Genomic DNA, 15120 nt, shown 5'->3' on the forward strand with positions numbered 1-15120 from the left:
TCTAGCTTATGTTGTTTATTTCCGGAGTGCGTCACATGCGAATTGGTCTGAGTTCAGTCGTGAAAAAACTGCTGCTGTTGCAGTTGGTTTTTATCCTGAGCGCATGTGGCTTCGCCTTGCGCGGCCCTGTCAGTTTTCCATTTTCCAGCTTGTATATTGCCCTGCCTGATGCCTCGCCTTTAGGTGGCGAACTGAAGCGCCAGATTCGTGCCAATGGAAAAACAGAGATACTGAGTTCACCGGAAAAGGCCCAGGTGATACTGGAAGTGATGGGCGAAAGCAGGGAAAAGCAAATCCTGTCGCTGAATAGCCAGGGCCGGGTGCGCGAATACAATTTGCTGTACACCTTCAGCTTCCGCCTGCGCAGCCCCGATGGGCGAGAATATCTGGCGCCAGCCAGCATGCAGTTTAAGCGTACGGTGACGTTTAATGAGTCACAGGTGCTGGCAAAAGAGGCGGAAGATGCCTTGTTGTACCGCGATATGCAAACCGATCTGGTGCAGCAGATTATGCGCCGTTTGTCGGTCGTGAAATTAGATCAGTAAGCGCCTCTCAGCGCAGGCTACGGAAAATTTATGCAGTTACGCTACGACGCCCTCGAACCGCATTTAGCGAAGTCACTGGCTTCGCTCTACGTAGTGACCAGTGATGAGCATCTGCTGGCGCTGGAAGCGGCAGATAAAATCCGTCGGGCGGCGAAGGCTCAGGGTTTTTATGAGCGTGAAATTCTGAGTGTGGAGCGTAGCTTTAAATGGGGTGCGCTGCTTGCCGCAAATCAGTCGCAATCCCTGTTCGGTGATAAAAAACTCATCGATTTGCGTATTCCTTCCGGCAAGCCGGGCAAGGATGGTGCTCAGGCTCTGCAGGAATATGTGGCCAATCTGTCGCCTGATAATCTGACGCTGATCACGCTGCCCAAGCTGGATTGGGCCAGTCAGAAAGCAGCCTGGGTGACCAGTCTGCAGCAGGCTGCGGTCTATATCGATATTCCGCTGGTCGAACGTTCCCATTTGCCGGGCTGGATACAGCAAAGGCTGGGGCAGCAACAGCAGAGTGCCGACCGCCAGAGTCTGGAGTTTATCGCCGACCGGGTTGAAGGCAATCTGCTCGCTGCGCATCAGGAAATTCAAAAGCTGGGTTTGCTGCATCCGCCTGGTAAGCTGAGTTTTGAGCAAATCCACGATGCCGTCTTAAATGTGGCTCGCTATGATGTGTTCAAACTCAATGAAGCCATGCTGACTGGTGATGTGGCAAGACTGGTCAGGATGCTCAACGGCCTCAAAGGTGAGGGTGAAGCTTTACCATTGGTGTTATGGGCCATGGCAGAAGAAATCCGTACCCTGCTGAAGCTGAAAACCGGCATGAGTCAGGGACGTCCGCTGTCAGCCTTATTAAAAGAATTCAGGATCTGGGGACCAAGAGAAAAACTCATGGACCCGGCACTGCGTCGCGTCACTCTGCAGACCTTGCAGATAGCGCTGCAGGAAGCATCACAAGTCGATAAGATGGTGAAAGGTCTGCGCAGTAAAGCATTTGCAGGCGATGCCTGGGATGCGCTATTACAATTAGGACTCAGAGTCGCGCGCGCAGCGTAAAGCCTTACAGGCGGCACTGCAGCCGCCAGAGCGTTTGCCTTAGCTCTGAGCCAGACATGATTAACCAGTTCGGATGCACAGGCATCCGCCAATTCCGGGAGAGCGCAGCAGGCTCTCAAAAAAAATGAGCGATATCAAGCAATATATGAATGGGCTGGGCCAGCGGGCACGTGCTGCGTCGCGCGCCATGGCGAAAGCCGACAGTGCGGCAAAAAATCAGGCATTAAAACTGATCGCTGCAGCGATACGGCGTGACGCTGCCATTTTGCGCGCTGCCAATGAGCAGGATCTGGCTGCTGCGCGTGCCAATGGCATGGATGCAGCGATGCTGGATCGCCTGACTTTATCCGATCAGGCCATCGCTACCATGGCGACCGGACTCGAACAAATGATCGCTTTGCCAGATCCGGTCGGTGAAATCTCTGACATGAAATTCCGCCCCAGCGGTATCCAGGTCGGCAAAATGCGCGTGCCGCTGGGTGTGATCGGCATCATTTATGAAGCCCGTCCGAATGTCACGGTGGATGCAGCCGGCCTGTGCATTAAAAGTGGTAATGCGACCATATTGCGTGGCGGTTCAGAGGCAATACACTGCAACCGTGCACTCGCAGGCCTGGTCATGGAAGGCTTATCCGGCGCCGGTTTGCCAGCCGATGCGGTGCAAATTGTGGAGACCACGGATCGCGCTGCCGTCGGCGAGCTGATCACCATGCCGCAGTATGTCGATGTGATCGTGCCACGCGGCGGCAAAAGCCTGATCGCACGCCTGATGCAGGAAGCGACCGTACCGATGATTAAGCATCTGGACGGGAACTGCCACGTGTATATCGATGATAAGGCCGACCAGCAAAAAGCGCTGGACGTCGCATTCAATGCGAAATGCCACCGCTACGGTACCTGCAACACCATGGAAACCCTGCTGGTGGCAGAAGGTATCGCGGCACAAATACTGCCCGCACTGGCTCAGCGTTACCAGACTAAACAGGTGGAACTACGCTGCGATGCGGCTTCCGCGGCCATTTTGGCTGATTACCCATATCTGGTGCGGGCAAGCGAAGAAGACTGGAGTACTGAATATCTTGCACCAGTGCTGGCGGTGAAAGTGGTGCCTGAGCTGGATGCCGCGATTGCCCATATCAACCACTATTCATCCAAACACACGGAAGCGATCGTGACCGAAGACTACAGTCGTGCCATGCGCTTTTTGCGTGAAGTGGATTCGGCTTCTGTGATGGTCAATGCATCGACCCGTTTCGCCGATGGTTTTGAATACGGTTTAGGTGCTGAAATCGGTATTTCCAATGATAAGCTGCATGCGCGTGGGCCGGTAGGACTGGAGGGTCTGACCTCGCTCAAGTACATCGTGTTTGGTCATGGTGAAGTGCGTCAGTAAAATCGCTTCTTAATCTGCCCTCATTTTTTGAAAGTCAGTATGCTCTGGATTAAAGCTTTTCATATACTGTTTGTGATCTCCTGGTTTGCCGGGCTGTTTTATCTGCCACGTATACTGGTCAACCTCGCCATGGAAAATGATGCGACCAGTACTGAGCGTTTGTTACTGATGGCACGTAAGCTCTACCGTTTCATGACCATACTCGCGGTTCCGGCGCTGGCTTTGGGGCTGTATCTGTGGCTGGTCATCGGTATCGGGCGCGGTCCCGGCAATGGCTGGATGCATGCCAAGCTCTTGTGTGTCTTGCTGCTGCTGGGTTACCACCATGCCTGCGGCAGCTTGCTGAAAAAATTTGAACAGGGCAAAAACACGCGCAGCCACGTCTGGTTCCGCTGGTTTAACGAAGTACCTGTACTGTTGTTGTTAGTTGTATTAATTCTGGTGGTGGTGAAGCCGTTCTGAACGGTGTCTGATCCAAAGCTTGCTCTCAACGGGTAGCAAGCTTTGCTCAGACCATCACCTTCTCCTGGCGCTTATTTTTGCTCTTATTTTTGCGCTTGTACTTGTGTTTATTTAACGGATAAAAGGTTCCCCATGACACGTTACTCTTATTTTTGTCCATGCCCGCGCGGCATGGAAATCGCGCTGGCTGAAGAGCTGGCTGAAATCGCAGCAATGGATAAAACCATGGCTGTCCACAATCAGGTGCCGGGCGGCGTGCATTGCTCCGGCAGCCTGCAGGATGGCTGGCGTATCAACCTGCATTCACGCATCGCCTCGCGCGTATTGATGCGCATGGGCCACTCCAGCTATGCCAATGAAAACGATATTTATGATCTGGTGCTGGAACAGCCATGGGAAGACTGGTTTGGCTATCACCACACCATACGGGTGGATGTGACTGCAGTGAAGTCTCCACTCAAGAGCCTGGAATTCACGACGCTGAAAATCAAGGATGCAATCTGCGACCGTTTCCGCGATCAGTTCACCCAGCGTCCATCGGTCAATACCCGCAATCCGGATATGCGCATCGTCGGTTTTCTGGATGCGAGAAATTTCACGATTTATCTGGATTTATCTGGCGAGCCTTTATTCAAACGCGGCTGGCGTCTGGAAACCGGTGATGCACCTTTGCGCGAAAATCTGGCGGCGGGTTTGCTGCGTACCGCAGGCTGGAAACCAGGCACGCCGCTGTTCGATCCTATGTGCGGCTCGGGCACTATCCTGATCGAGGCAGCGCAGATACTGGCTGGCATACCACCAGGCCTGAAGCGTGAATTTGCATTCGAAAAATTCCATCAGTTTGACCAGGATGCCTGGAATGCGATCAAGGCGCAGGCTAAGCCGCATCCTTTACCGGCTGAGCCAACTTTGTTCGGCAGCGATATTTCCGGCGACATGGTGGTCATGACGCGCAATAACCTGAATAAAGCAGGTATTCGCTTTGAAGTACCGCTCAAGCAGATCGAGGCGCAGGAAATCAAAGCGCCGACGACGCAACCCGGCATACTGCTGACTAATCCTCCATACGGCGAGCGTATCGGTGTGCGTGGTGACAGCAATCTGGAGTCGGATGAACTGGCCAGAGAATTTTTCAGTGCATTCAGCGCGACGCTGAAACAGCGCTTTGCCGGCTGGAGTGTGTTTTTGTTTACCGCCGATCTGAGCGTACCAAAACTGCTGCGCCTGAAAGAAGCACGCAAAACGCCGTTTTTCAATGGTGCGCTGGAATGCCGCTTGTTCCGCTTCGATATGGTGGCAGGCTTCAACCGCCGTGAAGAGGCTAAGCCTAAAGCGCAGGATTGAATGCTTCAGGTTTGAATCAGCAATAGCATGAAGAAAACAGCCGGCTCTCTGCAGAACTGGCTGTTTTGCTTTAGGCTCTCGGCTTTACGCTGGTATTTTGGATAGTTAGATGAGTCAGACTCATCAGCCGTGTCAAAAGTAAGAAAGGGATCAAGATGCAGCACGCAGCACAGGCTTTAGCTTTGCAGGACCCTACATTGTTGAAGGAGTCCGCCTATATCAATGGTGCATGGCACGATAGCGCAGACCGGTTCGACGTTATTAATCCATCCAATGGCAGCTTGCTGGCACAGATTAGCAACCTCGATGGCAGCGACGCAGAGCGCGCGATTCAGGCGGCGCAGGCAGCGTTTGGACCCTGGTCGGCAAAGACGGGGAAGGAACGCGCACAACTGATGCGGCGCTGGTTCGATCTGATGATCGCGCATACCGATGATCTGGCACGCATCATGACAGCGGAGCAGGGCAAACCCCTGGCCGAAGCCAAGGGCGAGGTGATCTATGGTGCCAGTTTTATAGAGTGGTTTGGTGAAGAAGCGAAACGGGTTGCTGGTGATGTGCTGAGTACGACCGCAGCCGATAAACGCATGCTGGTCTTACGCCAGCCCATAGGCGTATGCGCGGCCATCACGCCATGGAATTTCCCGATTGCGATGATTACCCGCAAAGTCGCTCCGGCCATTGCGGCTGGCTGCACTATCGTGATCAAGCCAGCTGAACAGACTCCGTTGTCCGCATTGGCATTGGCGGAGCTGGCGCATCGCGCGGGTATCCCGGCTGGCGTGGTTAATGTCTTGACTGCAGACGGCGCACGCTCTGTCGACATCGGTAAGCGCTTGTGCGACAGCACGGTAGTCCGGCATTTGTCGTTCACAGGGTCTACGCCGGTTGGCCGCATCCTGATGCAGCAATCTGCGCCTACGATTAAAAAACTGGCGCTGGAACTCGGTGGTCATGCGCCTTTCATCGTCTTCGAGGATGCGGATCTGGATGCGGCCGTAGAGGGCGCATTGCAATCGAAGTATCGCAATGCCGGACAGACTTGCGTCTGCACGAATCGCTTTTATGTCCATCGTTCGCTGTATCAGGAATTCGTCGCGAAACTGGTGGCTGGCGCGCGCAAAATCCAGGTCGGTGACGGTTTTACGGCTGGCGTGCAGCAGGGGCCGATGATCGATGCGCAGGCGATCGCCAAAGTACAGGAGCATGTCAGCGATGCCCTCAGCAAAGGTGCGCAACTGTGTGCGGGCGGTCAGCAGCATGCAGCTGGCGCCTTATTTTTCGAACCCACGGTATTGGCAGATGTCACAGACTCCATGCTGGTCATGCAAGAAGAAACCTTCGGACCGGTCGCTGCGGTAATGGCTTTCGATACCGAAGAACAGGTGATCGCTGCCGCAAATGCCACGGATTTCGGTCTGGCTTCTTACTTTTATTCACGTGATATCGCACGCGTCTGGCGGGTGGCAGAAAAACTCGAATACGGCATGGTCGGCATCAATACCGGTCTCATGTCTAACGAGGTGGCTCCATTCGGTGGCGTGAAGCAGTCGGGTCTGGGACGCGAAGGGTCCCGTTACGGGATGGATGAATATCTGGAAATGAAATACCTGTGTATGGGCCAGATGCAATAGTGCTCATCACTTGAGCCTGCCTTGCTCAACAGGCAGGCTCAGATCTTATTAAGCTAAAAAAAAGAAAGAATTTATGCGTTCCTCCACGCCTTTGAACAGCACTGCGCTGGCCTGTATTCTGGCTGCGCTGGCGATGCTTGGACCTTTTGCGATTGACACTTATTTGCCAGCGTTTCCGGCTATCCAGCAAAGCTTGCAGGCGCATGCACTGGAAGTGCAGCAGACGCTGACCGCTTACATGCTGTCGTTTGCGGTGATGACCTTATGGCATGGCGCTTTGTCGGACTCCTTCGGTCGTCGCAATGTGATTCTGGTCGCTTTGTCGGTATTTGCTATCGCCAGCTTTGGATGCGCTTCGGCTCACAGCATTCATTATTTATGGGGATTCAGGATACTCCAGGGCGTGTCGGCTGGTGCGGGTATGGTGGTGGGGCGCGCGATTATCCGTGATTTGTATGAGGGGCCTGAGGCTGAAAAGTTATTGTCACTGGTGACCATGATTTTTTCGATAGCGCCAGCAATTGCTCCCATTTTAGGTGGCTGGCTGGTCGGAATTTGGGGCTGGCGCGCAATCTTCTTGTTGTTATTTGGCTACACTGTTGTGCTATGGGTTGCGTGTTATCGCTGGCTGCCAGAATCTTTGGCAATTGATAATAGGCAAACTTTTAGTGCGGATTTTTTGTGGACCAGTTACCGCCAGGTATTTCGCTCCAAATTGTTTTATCTGAAGGCTGGCACCATAGCGTTTAATTTTGCCGGCTTGTTTTTGTATATTTCTGCAGCGCCTGCGTTTATTACCCAGCACTTGAAATTGGGTGCCGACCAGTTTGGCTGGCAATTTGTACCCACCGTAGGCGGCATCTTTCTCGGCGCTCTGGCGGCCAACCGTATGGCCGGGAAATTGAGGGTCTGGGTCCAGGTAAATATGGGCTTTTGTTTTTTAATTGGCGCAGGATTGACTAACGTCGTTTATCACGCGCTGTTTGCTCCTCAGCTGTTCTGGTCTGTCATGCCCTTATTTTTTTATGCTTTTGGCATGTCTCTGGTGGCGCCGGGTGCGACTTTACTGGTGCTGGACCTGTTTCCGGAAATTCGTGGTGTAGTGGCATCTTGCCAGTCTGCCAGCGTGACTTTTGTGAGTGCACTCATCGCCGGACTGGTCGCGCCAGCACTCGATCACGCGGTTTTATCCCTCGCCTTGGGTCAGCTCTCATGTTGTCTGATTGCGGCTAGTCTGTGGTATTCCGGCAGGCATTTTTCACGTTCAATCATGTAAGCCAAACAAGACCTTGAAGCGTTAAATACATGCCCAAAAACAATTTTTTGGGAAGGCCTTGAAATCTAGGTGATTTCCCTTATATGCATGGTGCTGTGCAGCATTCGCAAAAATTGCCTATAATGTAGGCTTAAGTCGTGAATAGATGCTCATTAGATGTGAACTTATCGGCGTCTGTCATGTCTTTATATTGCGACGCTTTGTAGTGCCTTGTTGTGAATTTGTTCGATTTCATCAAAGCGTCATTTTGTGCAGGTAAGGTGTCGCTTGTCATTGAATCAATCTTGGTTCAAGGCTGTAAAGAACCTGCAATCTGTTTTTTGCTGTGCCTGGCTCTTTGGTGTCAGCAAAAATTAACATTCATTTTTGGATACTAGACAATGAAAAAATCATTCCTCGCACTCGCTCTGATGGGTGCTTTCTCCGGTGCAGCTTTTGCTCAATCTTCCGTAACTATCTACGGTGTTGCTGATATCGGCGTTCAAGGCGTTAGCGCTGGTGCTGGTAAACAAGCTAAAGTAACTAGCGGCCAACAAGGCGGTTCCCGTCTGGGCTTCAAAGGTACTGAAGATCTGGGTGGCGGTCTGAAAGCTAACTTCGTTCTGGAACAAGGCGTTAAGATGGACACAGGCGAGTCCGATCAAAGTGGCCGTACTTTTGGTCGTACAACTCTGGTTGGTCTGTCTGGCGATTTCGGTTCTGTGAACCTGGGTCGTGACAAAACTACAACTTTGAAATTCTTTGATAGCTACGATCCGTTTGGTTCCGCACTGGTTAACAATGGCAACGGTACACGTGCTTTGTATTTCGTAGCTGGTAAAGTGAATAAAGACGAGACCAATGGCCGCGTTAGCAACGCGATTTTCTACAACACTCCAGATCTGAGTGGCTTCAAAGCAGCTGTATCTTACGGCGCTGGTGAAAAAGCTGGTGACAATTCCGCAGAGCGTTCTGTTGGTCTGACAGCAAACTACAAAGTTGACGCGCTGGAAGTTGGCTACAACTACGCCAAAGACAATGTTATTGGCAATGCTGTTTCTGCAAACACAGTTGCTGCTGCTTATGACTTCGGCGTAGCTAAACCAGTCTTCTTGTTCCAAAAACAAAAAGATGACAAAGGTATGGATCGTAAGATCTACACTCTGGCTGTTAGCGCACCTGTAACTGCAACTGGCAAAGTATTGGCTGGTTTCACTAAAGTGTCTGACTCTGCAGTAGCTAAAGACGTTAAACAGTTCTCCCTGGGCTATGTCCACGGTCTGTCCAAGCGTACTGACCTGTATGCAGCATACGCATACGCTAAACAAGACTCAGAAGCGACTATCGTTAGCGATCAGTTTGCTGGTAAAAAAGGCTCTAAAGTTCATGAACTGACAGCTGGTATTCAACACCGCTTCTAATCCTTGCAGGCTTAGCCTGTAAAGATCTGAAAAGAGCAGCTCAGGCTGCTCTTTTTTTATTGGAATTCAGTTAAATGCATTGTCTATTCAGGCACTGAGTCCTGCCGTTTGTTACAATGAAAGAATTCCGGCTTCACCGAAAGATCATCATGAAAAACGCTCTCCTGCCCATCGCCGCAGTGATTTTCGCTGCCCAGCTTACTACACCTGTGCGCGCGCAAGCACCAGCTAAAGCCGAGGTGCCGCCGCCACCGAAAATGGAAAAACTGGAAGAGGGGCCAACTGAAAAGAATTTATCTGTCGGTAAGCCTGAACAAAAAAATAAAGTTGTCGAAAAAAAGAATAATGCAGGCAAAGTCACTGAAGTCGAAGTGAAGTCTGGCAAAAGCAGTTACACCCTGAAAGCAGACCCTCAGGCTGGTAATGCCCAGCCTGGTACCGTGCAAGGTCAGGGTAATCGTGCTGCACAGTGGACACTCCTGGAATTCGGTGGAAAAAAAGAAGCAAAAGAAGCGCCGGAGCCCTTGCCAGTCTTACCGCCAGCACCAGTCAAAGCAGCCCCTGCCAGCGCAGCAGCAAAATAACATCCTTGATAAGAAAAGAGTATGGCAGTTTTTACCCCCGTTTCTCTGGAAGATCTGAGTCCCTGGATAGATCAGTTCCCACTAGGTAAAGTCAGTGCAGTGAAGGGCATCTCTTCAGGCATAGAGAACAGTAATTTTTTTATCACCACTGAAGCGGGTGAATATGTACTGACCATTTTCGAGAACCTGAATTTTGAGCAACTGCCTTTTTACCTGAAACTGATGCGCCATCTGGCGGATCATGGGGTGCTGGTTCCTGCGCCTGTTGCCAACCACGATGGACAATTGGTAGTGCCCTTGCACGGTAAGCCAGCTGCGATAGTCAGTAAGCTGGAGGGGAGTTCTCAAATGCAGCCGCAGGCTGTGCATTGCGCTGCTGTGGGTCAAATGCTGGCGAAAATGCATTTGGCTGGCACCAGCTTCCCCTTATTTCAAAAAAATCTGCGCGCCTCAGACTGGTGGCATCTGACTGTGCCTAAGGTCTTGCCTTTTATTAGCGATGAATTGCAGCATATGCTGCGTGCTGAAATCCATTTTCAGGATGCATTTGAGGCCAGTGCTGTGTATAAGGCTTTGCCACGCGGCCCAGTCCATGCCGACTTGTTCCGTAATAATGTGATGTTCTCAGGTGAGCAACTCACCGGCTTTTTTGATTTTTATTTTGCTGGTTGTGATACCTGGTTGTTCGATGTAGCGGTAACGGTCAATGACTGGTGTATAGACCTTGACACTGGCACGCTGGATAGCGCACGGGTTATTGCTATGCTGAGCGCCTATCACGCAGTGCGGCCTTTTACTGGGGAAGAAAGCAGTGCATGGCAGCCGCTGTTGCGTGCTGCGGCCTTACGTTTCTGGCTCTCCCGTTTGTATGATTACTATCAGCCACGGGATGCAGAAATGCTCACGCCGCATGATCCGGCACATTTTGAGCGCATCTTGCGCCTGCGCGAATCCCAGCCTGTTCCACCTTTGCCTGTGAATTCATGAATGCGATGCCTGCCTTGACCGGATGGTCGTGGGTGAAGCGTGGCTTTGCCTATTTCAAACAACAGCCAGCAGAAATGCTGAGCCTGTTTTTTGCGTATATGTTTTGTTTGCTGCTGGCAGGGATTATTCCCTTGCTAGGCGCGGTGCTGCCATTTTTGCTGATGCCGGTTTTTTCTATGGGTTTCATGCAGGCTTGTCAGGATATCGATCTGAAGAAAAAAGTCACGCTGCCGGTTTTGTTCAGCGGTTTCCGTGCCAAGCGCTGGGTAGCACTGATTAATCTCGGCGTTTTGTTTTTACTGGCAATGACGATCGCTGTTGCTGCGTCTAAGCTGGTGGGGAATGCGGAATTATTCACGGTGCTGACCAGCACTGAACCACCCGACCCTAAAACGGTGGACGCGGGTAATCTGATGCAGGGTATGCTGGTGATGGGACTGGTATTTTTGCCTGCATTAATGGCATTCTGGTATGCAGGCCCATTAATTCTTTGGCAGCAGATGTCGGTTGCTAAGGCCTTATTTTTCAGCTTTTTATCAGTGAAGCGTGCCTGGCGCGTTTTCCTGGTGTATTGCCTGTGCTGGATGCTGCTGGCTGGTTTGCTGCCGGCATTGATACTGGAGGTGCTGGTTGCGATTGCCGGACAGGAAGCGATGCTGCTGCTGTTCATGCTTCCTGTGCTTTCCGTGCTGACCACGATACGCTATTGCTCGTTTTACCCAAGCTACACCGATGTGTTCGGTGCGCCGGACGTGGAAACTCAGGCCTGAACTTCGTGCTCTGAAGGCAATTCACTGTCTTCGATAATTTCAAAGCTGTGTGTCATGCTGGCAGTTTTTTCCAGCATGATAGATGCGGAGCAATACTTTTCGTGTGAGAGTTTGATGGCGCGCTCGACCGCGGCTGGCTTCAGGTTGCGGCCACGCACCACGAAGTGGAAATTGATTTTCGTGAACACCTTGGGCTCGGTTTCTGCACGTTCAGCACTCAATTTGAGGTCGCAGCCACGTACGTCTTGCTTACTTTTCCGTAAAATCAGCACCACATCATAAGCCGTGCATCCACCCGTGCCCAGCAACAGCATTTCCATAGGACGCGGTGCCAGATTGCGGCCACCACCTTCCGGTGCGCCATCCATCAATACAGCGTGGCCCGAGCCTGTTTCTGCTAAAAAAGACATACCGGATGTTCCTGTCCAGCGTACCGTTGCTTCCATGTTCTTTCCTTCTTGTTGAGTGACTTGCATCAAAGTGTAGCCCAGAGCGGGCAGGGCTTACAATCCTGAGTCATACTTCCGACTGTATCCCGTTTATTTAGAGGGAATCTTCGCATAAATCCGGGAAATTTTCTTGCACTGCACAATTTCTTCACCTATTATTGACTCATCGGTTAGTTATTCTTCTTGAGCAGCTAACCACGCTTTGTCTCCTCCACCTACTCCTTTGGTGGATTCCACCCGAAGCCTGGTCTTCGGGTATTTTTTTGCCTGCTAGCCTGGTGTGCGCAAAAAATCTGCCTAAATTTTAAACATTTCTTGCCTTAAGTCTTTGAAAGGCTTTATAATTTTCGATTCTCGATTTGCCCATGCGAGAAATGAACAAGGGAGAGTCTGCCGGAGCAAAGGCAGAACCACCGCAACAGGGCGTATTTAACTATTTAGGATTCAACATGAAAACCTTTTCCGCTAAGGGCCATGAGGTTCAGCGCGACTGGTTCGTGATTGACGCGACAGATAAAGTACTCGGACGTGTTGCCAGCGAAGTGGCACTCCGTTTGCGCGGCAAACATAAACCAGAATTTACACCACACGTAGACACAGGCGATTTTATCGTTGTTGTTAACGCAGCTAAACTGCGCGTGACTGGTACTAAAGCTCTGAACAAAACATACTACCGTCATACTGGTTACCCAGGCGGTATCTATGAAACAAACTTCACGAAAATGCAACAGCGTTTTCCAGGTCGTGCACTCGAGAAAGCTGTTAAAGGCATGTTGCCTAAAGGCCCACTCGGCTATGCAATGATCAAGAAGCTGAAAGTTTATGCAGATGCAACACATCCGCACGCTGCTCAGCAACCACAAGTACTCGACATCTAAGGATTAGCCATGATCGGTAATTACAACTACGGTACTGGCCGTCGCAAGAGCGCAGTTGCTCGTGTATTCCTGAAATCTGGCAGCGGCAAGATCGTTGTCAACGGCAAACCAGCGAGCGAATACTTCTCTCGTGAAACTGGCCTGATGGTTATCCGTCAACCACTGGAACTGACTAATAATCTCGAAACTTTCGACATTATGGTTAACGTTCACGGCGGCGGCGAATCCGGCCAATCCGGTGCAGTTCGTCACGGTATCACTCGTGCGCTGATCGACTACGATGCAACTTTGAAATCTGAATTGTCCAAAGCTGGCTTCGTTACTCGTGACGCTCGTGAAGTTGAACGTAAAAAAGTTGGTCTGCGCAAAGCACGTCGCGCAAAACAATTCTCCAAGCGTTAATTTTTTATCGCTGGAAACAAAAAGCCGCCTGTTTGGGCGGCTTTTTGCTTTTACAGAGTTCACCCTCGCACAGCAATATCAGCGTGGTCCGCATCGCATCTGCTGTTAAAATAACGGAAAATTTCTTGCAAGGAACGTCCATGATTAAAGTTGGTATTGTCGGCGGCACCGGATATACGGGTGTCGAGTTATTACGTATTTTGTCCACCCATCCTGAAGTCGAGCTGACCGCGATCACCTCACGTAAAGAGGATGGCTTGCCGGTCGCCGATATGTATCCCTCCCTGCGAGGTAAAGTGGGTATAGCGTTTTCTTCTCCTGATAAAGCCAGGCTGACCGATTGCGACGTCGTTTTCTTTGCTACGCCACATGGTGTGGCCATGGCGCAGGCACCGGAATTGCTGGCTGCGGGTGTCAAAGTGATTGATCTGGCGGCAGATTTCCGTTTGCAGGATGTAGCACAGTTTGAAAAATGGTATGGCATTCCGCATACCTGCCAGGAAGTGTTGAAAGAAGCTGTATATGGCTTGCCAGAGCTGAATCGTGATGCGATCAAAACTGCGCGCGTGATCGGTAATCCCGGTTGTTATCCGACCACTATGCAGCTCGGTTTTGCGCCTTTGCTCAAAGCCGGGGTGATTGATGCGGGCAGCCTGATTGCCGATTGTAAGTCCGGTGTCTCGGGCGCAGGTCGCAAAGCGGAAATTGGCATCCTGTTCTCAGAATCGAGCGACACATTCAAAGCCTATGGCGTATCCGGACATCGTCATACACCGGAAACCACAGAACAATTGCAGCGTCTGACCGCGGAACCGGTTGAGCTCTTATTCACGCCGCATCTGGTACCTATGATACGTGGCATGCATTCGACATTGTATGCAAAGCTGAAGACAGATATCAGTAATGAAGCCTTGCAGGCCTTGTTTGAAGATGCCTATAAGGATGAAGAATTTGTCGATGTCATGCCATTTGGCTCGCATCCTGAAACCCGCTCCACACGTGCGTCGAATATGCTGCGTCTGGCTTTGCACCGTCCCGGCAATGGCAAGACTTTGGTGATTCTGGTGGTGCAGGATAATCTGGTCAAAGGCGCATCCGGTCAGGCCGTACAGTGTATGAATCTGATGTTTGGCCTGGCGGAAAACACAGGTCTGCAGCACGTTCCGGTAATGCCATAAGCATGGCTAAGCGTCCTTTGCGTCATCATCCGCTGCTATCAGCAAAACTGACGGTGCGCCAGGAGCAATCCTGGCATGCCAGGATTGCTTTACTGGCCTTGGTGATCGTGCTTGTCCTGGCCTTGCTCTATGCCGCTTTTGTCATGGGTAAGCGCAGCGTCAGTGCCATGGGGACGGGGGGCGTCAGTTTATTGCAATTACAAGAGCAGATCAGTGAGTTGACCTCTGAGCGTGATCAGTTGCGCCAGCAGACCAATACCATAGACAGTAAGCTCAATATTGATCGCTCTATGCAAAAAGAGCTGATGGATCAGGTCAAGACACTGACCGCCGATAATCAAAAGCTGAAAGACGATCTGGCTTTTTTTGAAAGTTTTATGCAGGCAGGTACCGGGCCGGATGGCGTAGCGGTACAAAACCTGAAGGCAGAGCTGGTGGCGCCAGGACAATTGCGTTATCGCGCCTTGTTGGTACAGGGCGTGAAAAAAAGCAGCGAGTTTTCCGGTGAAATGCAGTTGACCCTGAATTTGGTACAGGCCGGTAAACCTGTTACGATGCTGTTCCCTGATCCTAAATCCGGCGATGCTGCTAAGCTTAAATTGGCTTTTAAGCACTATCAGCGTATGGAAGGTGTCATACCGCTACCTGAGGATGCAACGGTAAAATCGGTTCAGGTGAAAGTGCTGGAGCGCGGACAGCAACGTGCTCAACAGACCATCAGTTTAACCACTTGAACCAAGAGCAGGCCGGGCCGTTTTTGTCACCGCG

At 51.3% G+C, this 15120-nt stretch carries 16 protein-coding genes; 15 read left to right on the plus strand and 1 reads right to left on the minus strand.

What is annotated here, in order from left to right:
* The first annotated feature begins 35 nt into the window (after nt 1-35).
* The 11 genes from EYB48_RS11015 to EYB48_RS11065 all read left to right on the plus strand — a co-directional run bounded on the left by EYB48_RS11015 (nt 36) and on the right by EYB48_RS11065 (nt 11445).
* Nucleotides 36-545: an LPS-assembly lipoprotein LptE gene (locus EYB48_RS11015; RefSeq protein ID WP_162020398.1), complete on the plus strand. Its 510-nt coding sequence runs from the start codon at nt 36-38 to the stop codon at nt 543-545.
* 30 nt (nt 546-575) lie between these two features.
* The gene (gene holA / locus EYB48_RS11020) at nt 576-1595 is read left to right on the plus strand and encodes a DNA polymerase III subunit delta (RefSeq protein ID WP_162020399.1); all 1020 of its coding nucleotides are present in this window, start codon (nt 576-578) and stop codon (nt 1593-1595) included.
* Nucleotides 1596-1719: 124 nt separating this feature from the next.
* Nucleotides 1720-2988: a glutamate-5-semialdehyde dehydrogenase gene (locus tag EYB48_RS11025; RefSeq protein WP_162020400.1), complete on the plus strand. Its 1269-nt coding sequence runs from the start codon at nt 1720-1722 to the stop codon at nt 2986-2988.
* Between the two features lie 39 nt (nt 2989-3027).
* Nucleotides 3028-3450 carry a CopD family protein gene (locus EYB48_RS11030; RefSeq protein ID WP_162020401.1) on the plus strand — a complete coding sequence of 141 codons (423 nt, stop codon included), beginning with the start codon at nt 3028-3030 and terminating at the stop codon, nt 3448-3450.
* A gap of 132 nt (nt 3451-3582) precedes the next feature.
* Nucleotides 3583-4794 (plus strand): THUMP domain-containing class I SAM-dependent RNA methyltransferase, encoded by a 1212-nt coding sequence (locus tag EYB48_RS11035; RefSeq protein ID WP_408057840.1) that lies wholly within the window; start codon nt 3583-3585, stop codon nt 4792-4794.
* A 155-nt stretch (nt 4795-4949) separates the two neighbouring features.
* Entirely contained in the window at nt 4950-6428 is a 1479-nt protein-coding gene (locus EYB48_RS11040) for an NAD-dependent succinate-semialdehyde dehydrogenase (RefSeq protein ID WP_162020402.1), read from the plus strand.
* A 73-nt stretch (nt 6429-6501) separates the two neighbouring features.
* On the plus strand, nt 6502-7704 hold the full coding sequence (locus EYB48_RS11045) for a multidrug effflux MFS transporter (RefSeq protein WP_162020403.1): 1203 nt from the start codon (nt 6502-6504) through the stop codon (nt 7702-7704).
* Nucleotides 7705-8084: 380 nt separating this feature from the next.
* A complete protein-coding gene (locus EYB48_RS11050) occupies nt 8085-9104 on the plus strand; it encodes a porin (RefSeq protein WP_162020404.1) in 1020 nt (339 codons plus the stop codon).
* A gap of 149 nt (nt 9105-9253) precedes the next feature.
* Nucleotides 9254-9688, plus strand: coding sequence for a hypothetical protein (locus EYB48_RS11055; RefSeq protein ID WP_162020405.1), 435 nt, complete (start codon nt 9254-9256; stop codon nt 9686-9688).
* Between the two features lie 21 nt (nt 9689-9709).
* Nucleotides 9710-10675, plus strand: coding sequence for a homoserine kinase (locus EYB48_RS11060; protein ID WP_162020406.1), 966 nt, complete (start codon nt 9710-9712; stop codon nt 10673-10675).
* Nucleotides 10672-11445: a BPSS1780 family membrane protein gene (locus EYB48_RS11065; RefSeq protein ID WP_162020407.1), complete on the plus strand. Its 774-nt coding sequence runs from the start codon at nt 10672-10674 to the stop codon at nt 11443-11445. The genes EYB48_RS11060 and EYB48_RS11065 overlap by 4 nt, the downstream gene beginning before the upstream one ends.
* Here the strand turns inward: EYB48_RS11065 and EYB48_RS11070 are convergent.
* Nucleotides 11436-11891 carry an OsmC family protein gene (locus EYB48_RS11070; RefSeq protein ID WP_162020408.1) on the minus strand — a complete coding sequence of 152 codons (456 nt, stop codon included), beginning with the start codon at nt 11889-11891 and terminating at the stop codon, nt 11436-11438. The two genes, EYB48_RS11065 and EYB48_RS11070, sit on opposite strands and share 10 nt — an antisense overlap.
* Before the next feature lie 452 nt (nt 11892-12343).
* Here EYB48_RS11070 and rplM point away from each other — a divergent pair, with 452 nt between their 5' ends.
* The 4 genes from rplM to EYB48_RS11090 all read left to right on the plus strand — a co-directional run bounded on the left by rplM (nt 12344) and on the right by EYB48_RS11090 (nt 15086).
* Entirely contained in the window at nt 12344-12772 is a 429-nt protein-coding gene (rplM, locus tag EYB48_RS11075; RefSeq protein ID WP_162020409.1) for a 50S ribosomal protein L13, read from the plus strand.
* Between the two features lie 9 nt (nt 12773-12781).
* Entirely contained in the window at nt 12782-13174 is a 393-nt protein-coding gene (gene rpsI, locus EYB48_RS11080; protein ID WP_162020410.1) for a 30S ribosomal protein S9, read from the plus strand.
* 140 nt (nt 13175-13314) lie between these two features.
* Nucleotides 13315-14352 carry an N-acetyl-gamma-glutamyl-phosphate reductase gene (argC, locus tag EYB48_RS11085; protein WP_162020411.1) on the plus strand — a complete coding sequence of 346 codons (1038 nt, stop codon included), beginning with the start codon at nt 13315-13317 and terminating at the stop codon, nt 14350-14352.
* A 2-nt stretch (nt 14353-14354) separates the two neighbouring features.
* On the plus strand, nt 14355-15086 hold the full coding sequence (locus tag EYB48_RS11090) for a DUF6776 family protein (protein ID WP_162020412.1): 732 nt from the start codon (nt 14355-14357) through the stop codon (nt 15084-15086).
* Nucleotides 15087-15120 lie beyond the last annotated feature (34 nt).

It is taken from the genome of Cognatundibacterium crateris, assembly GCF_010078235.1.
GTDB lineage: Bacteria > Pseudomonadota > Gammaproteobacteria > Burkholderiales > Burkholderiaceae_D > Undibacterium > Undibacterium crateris.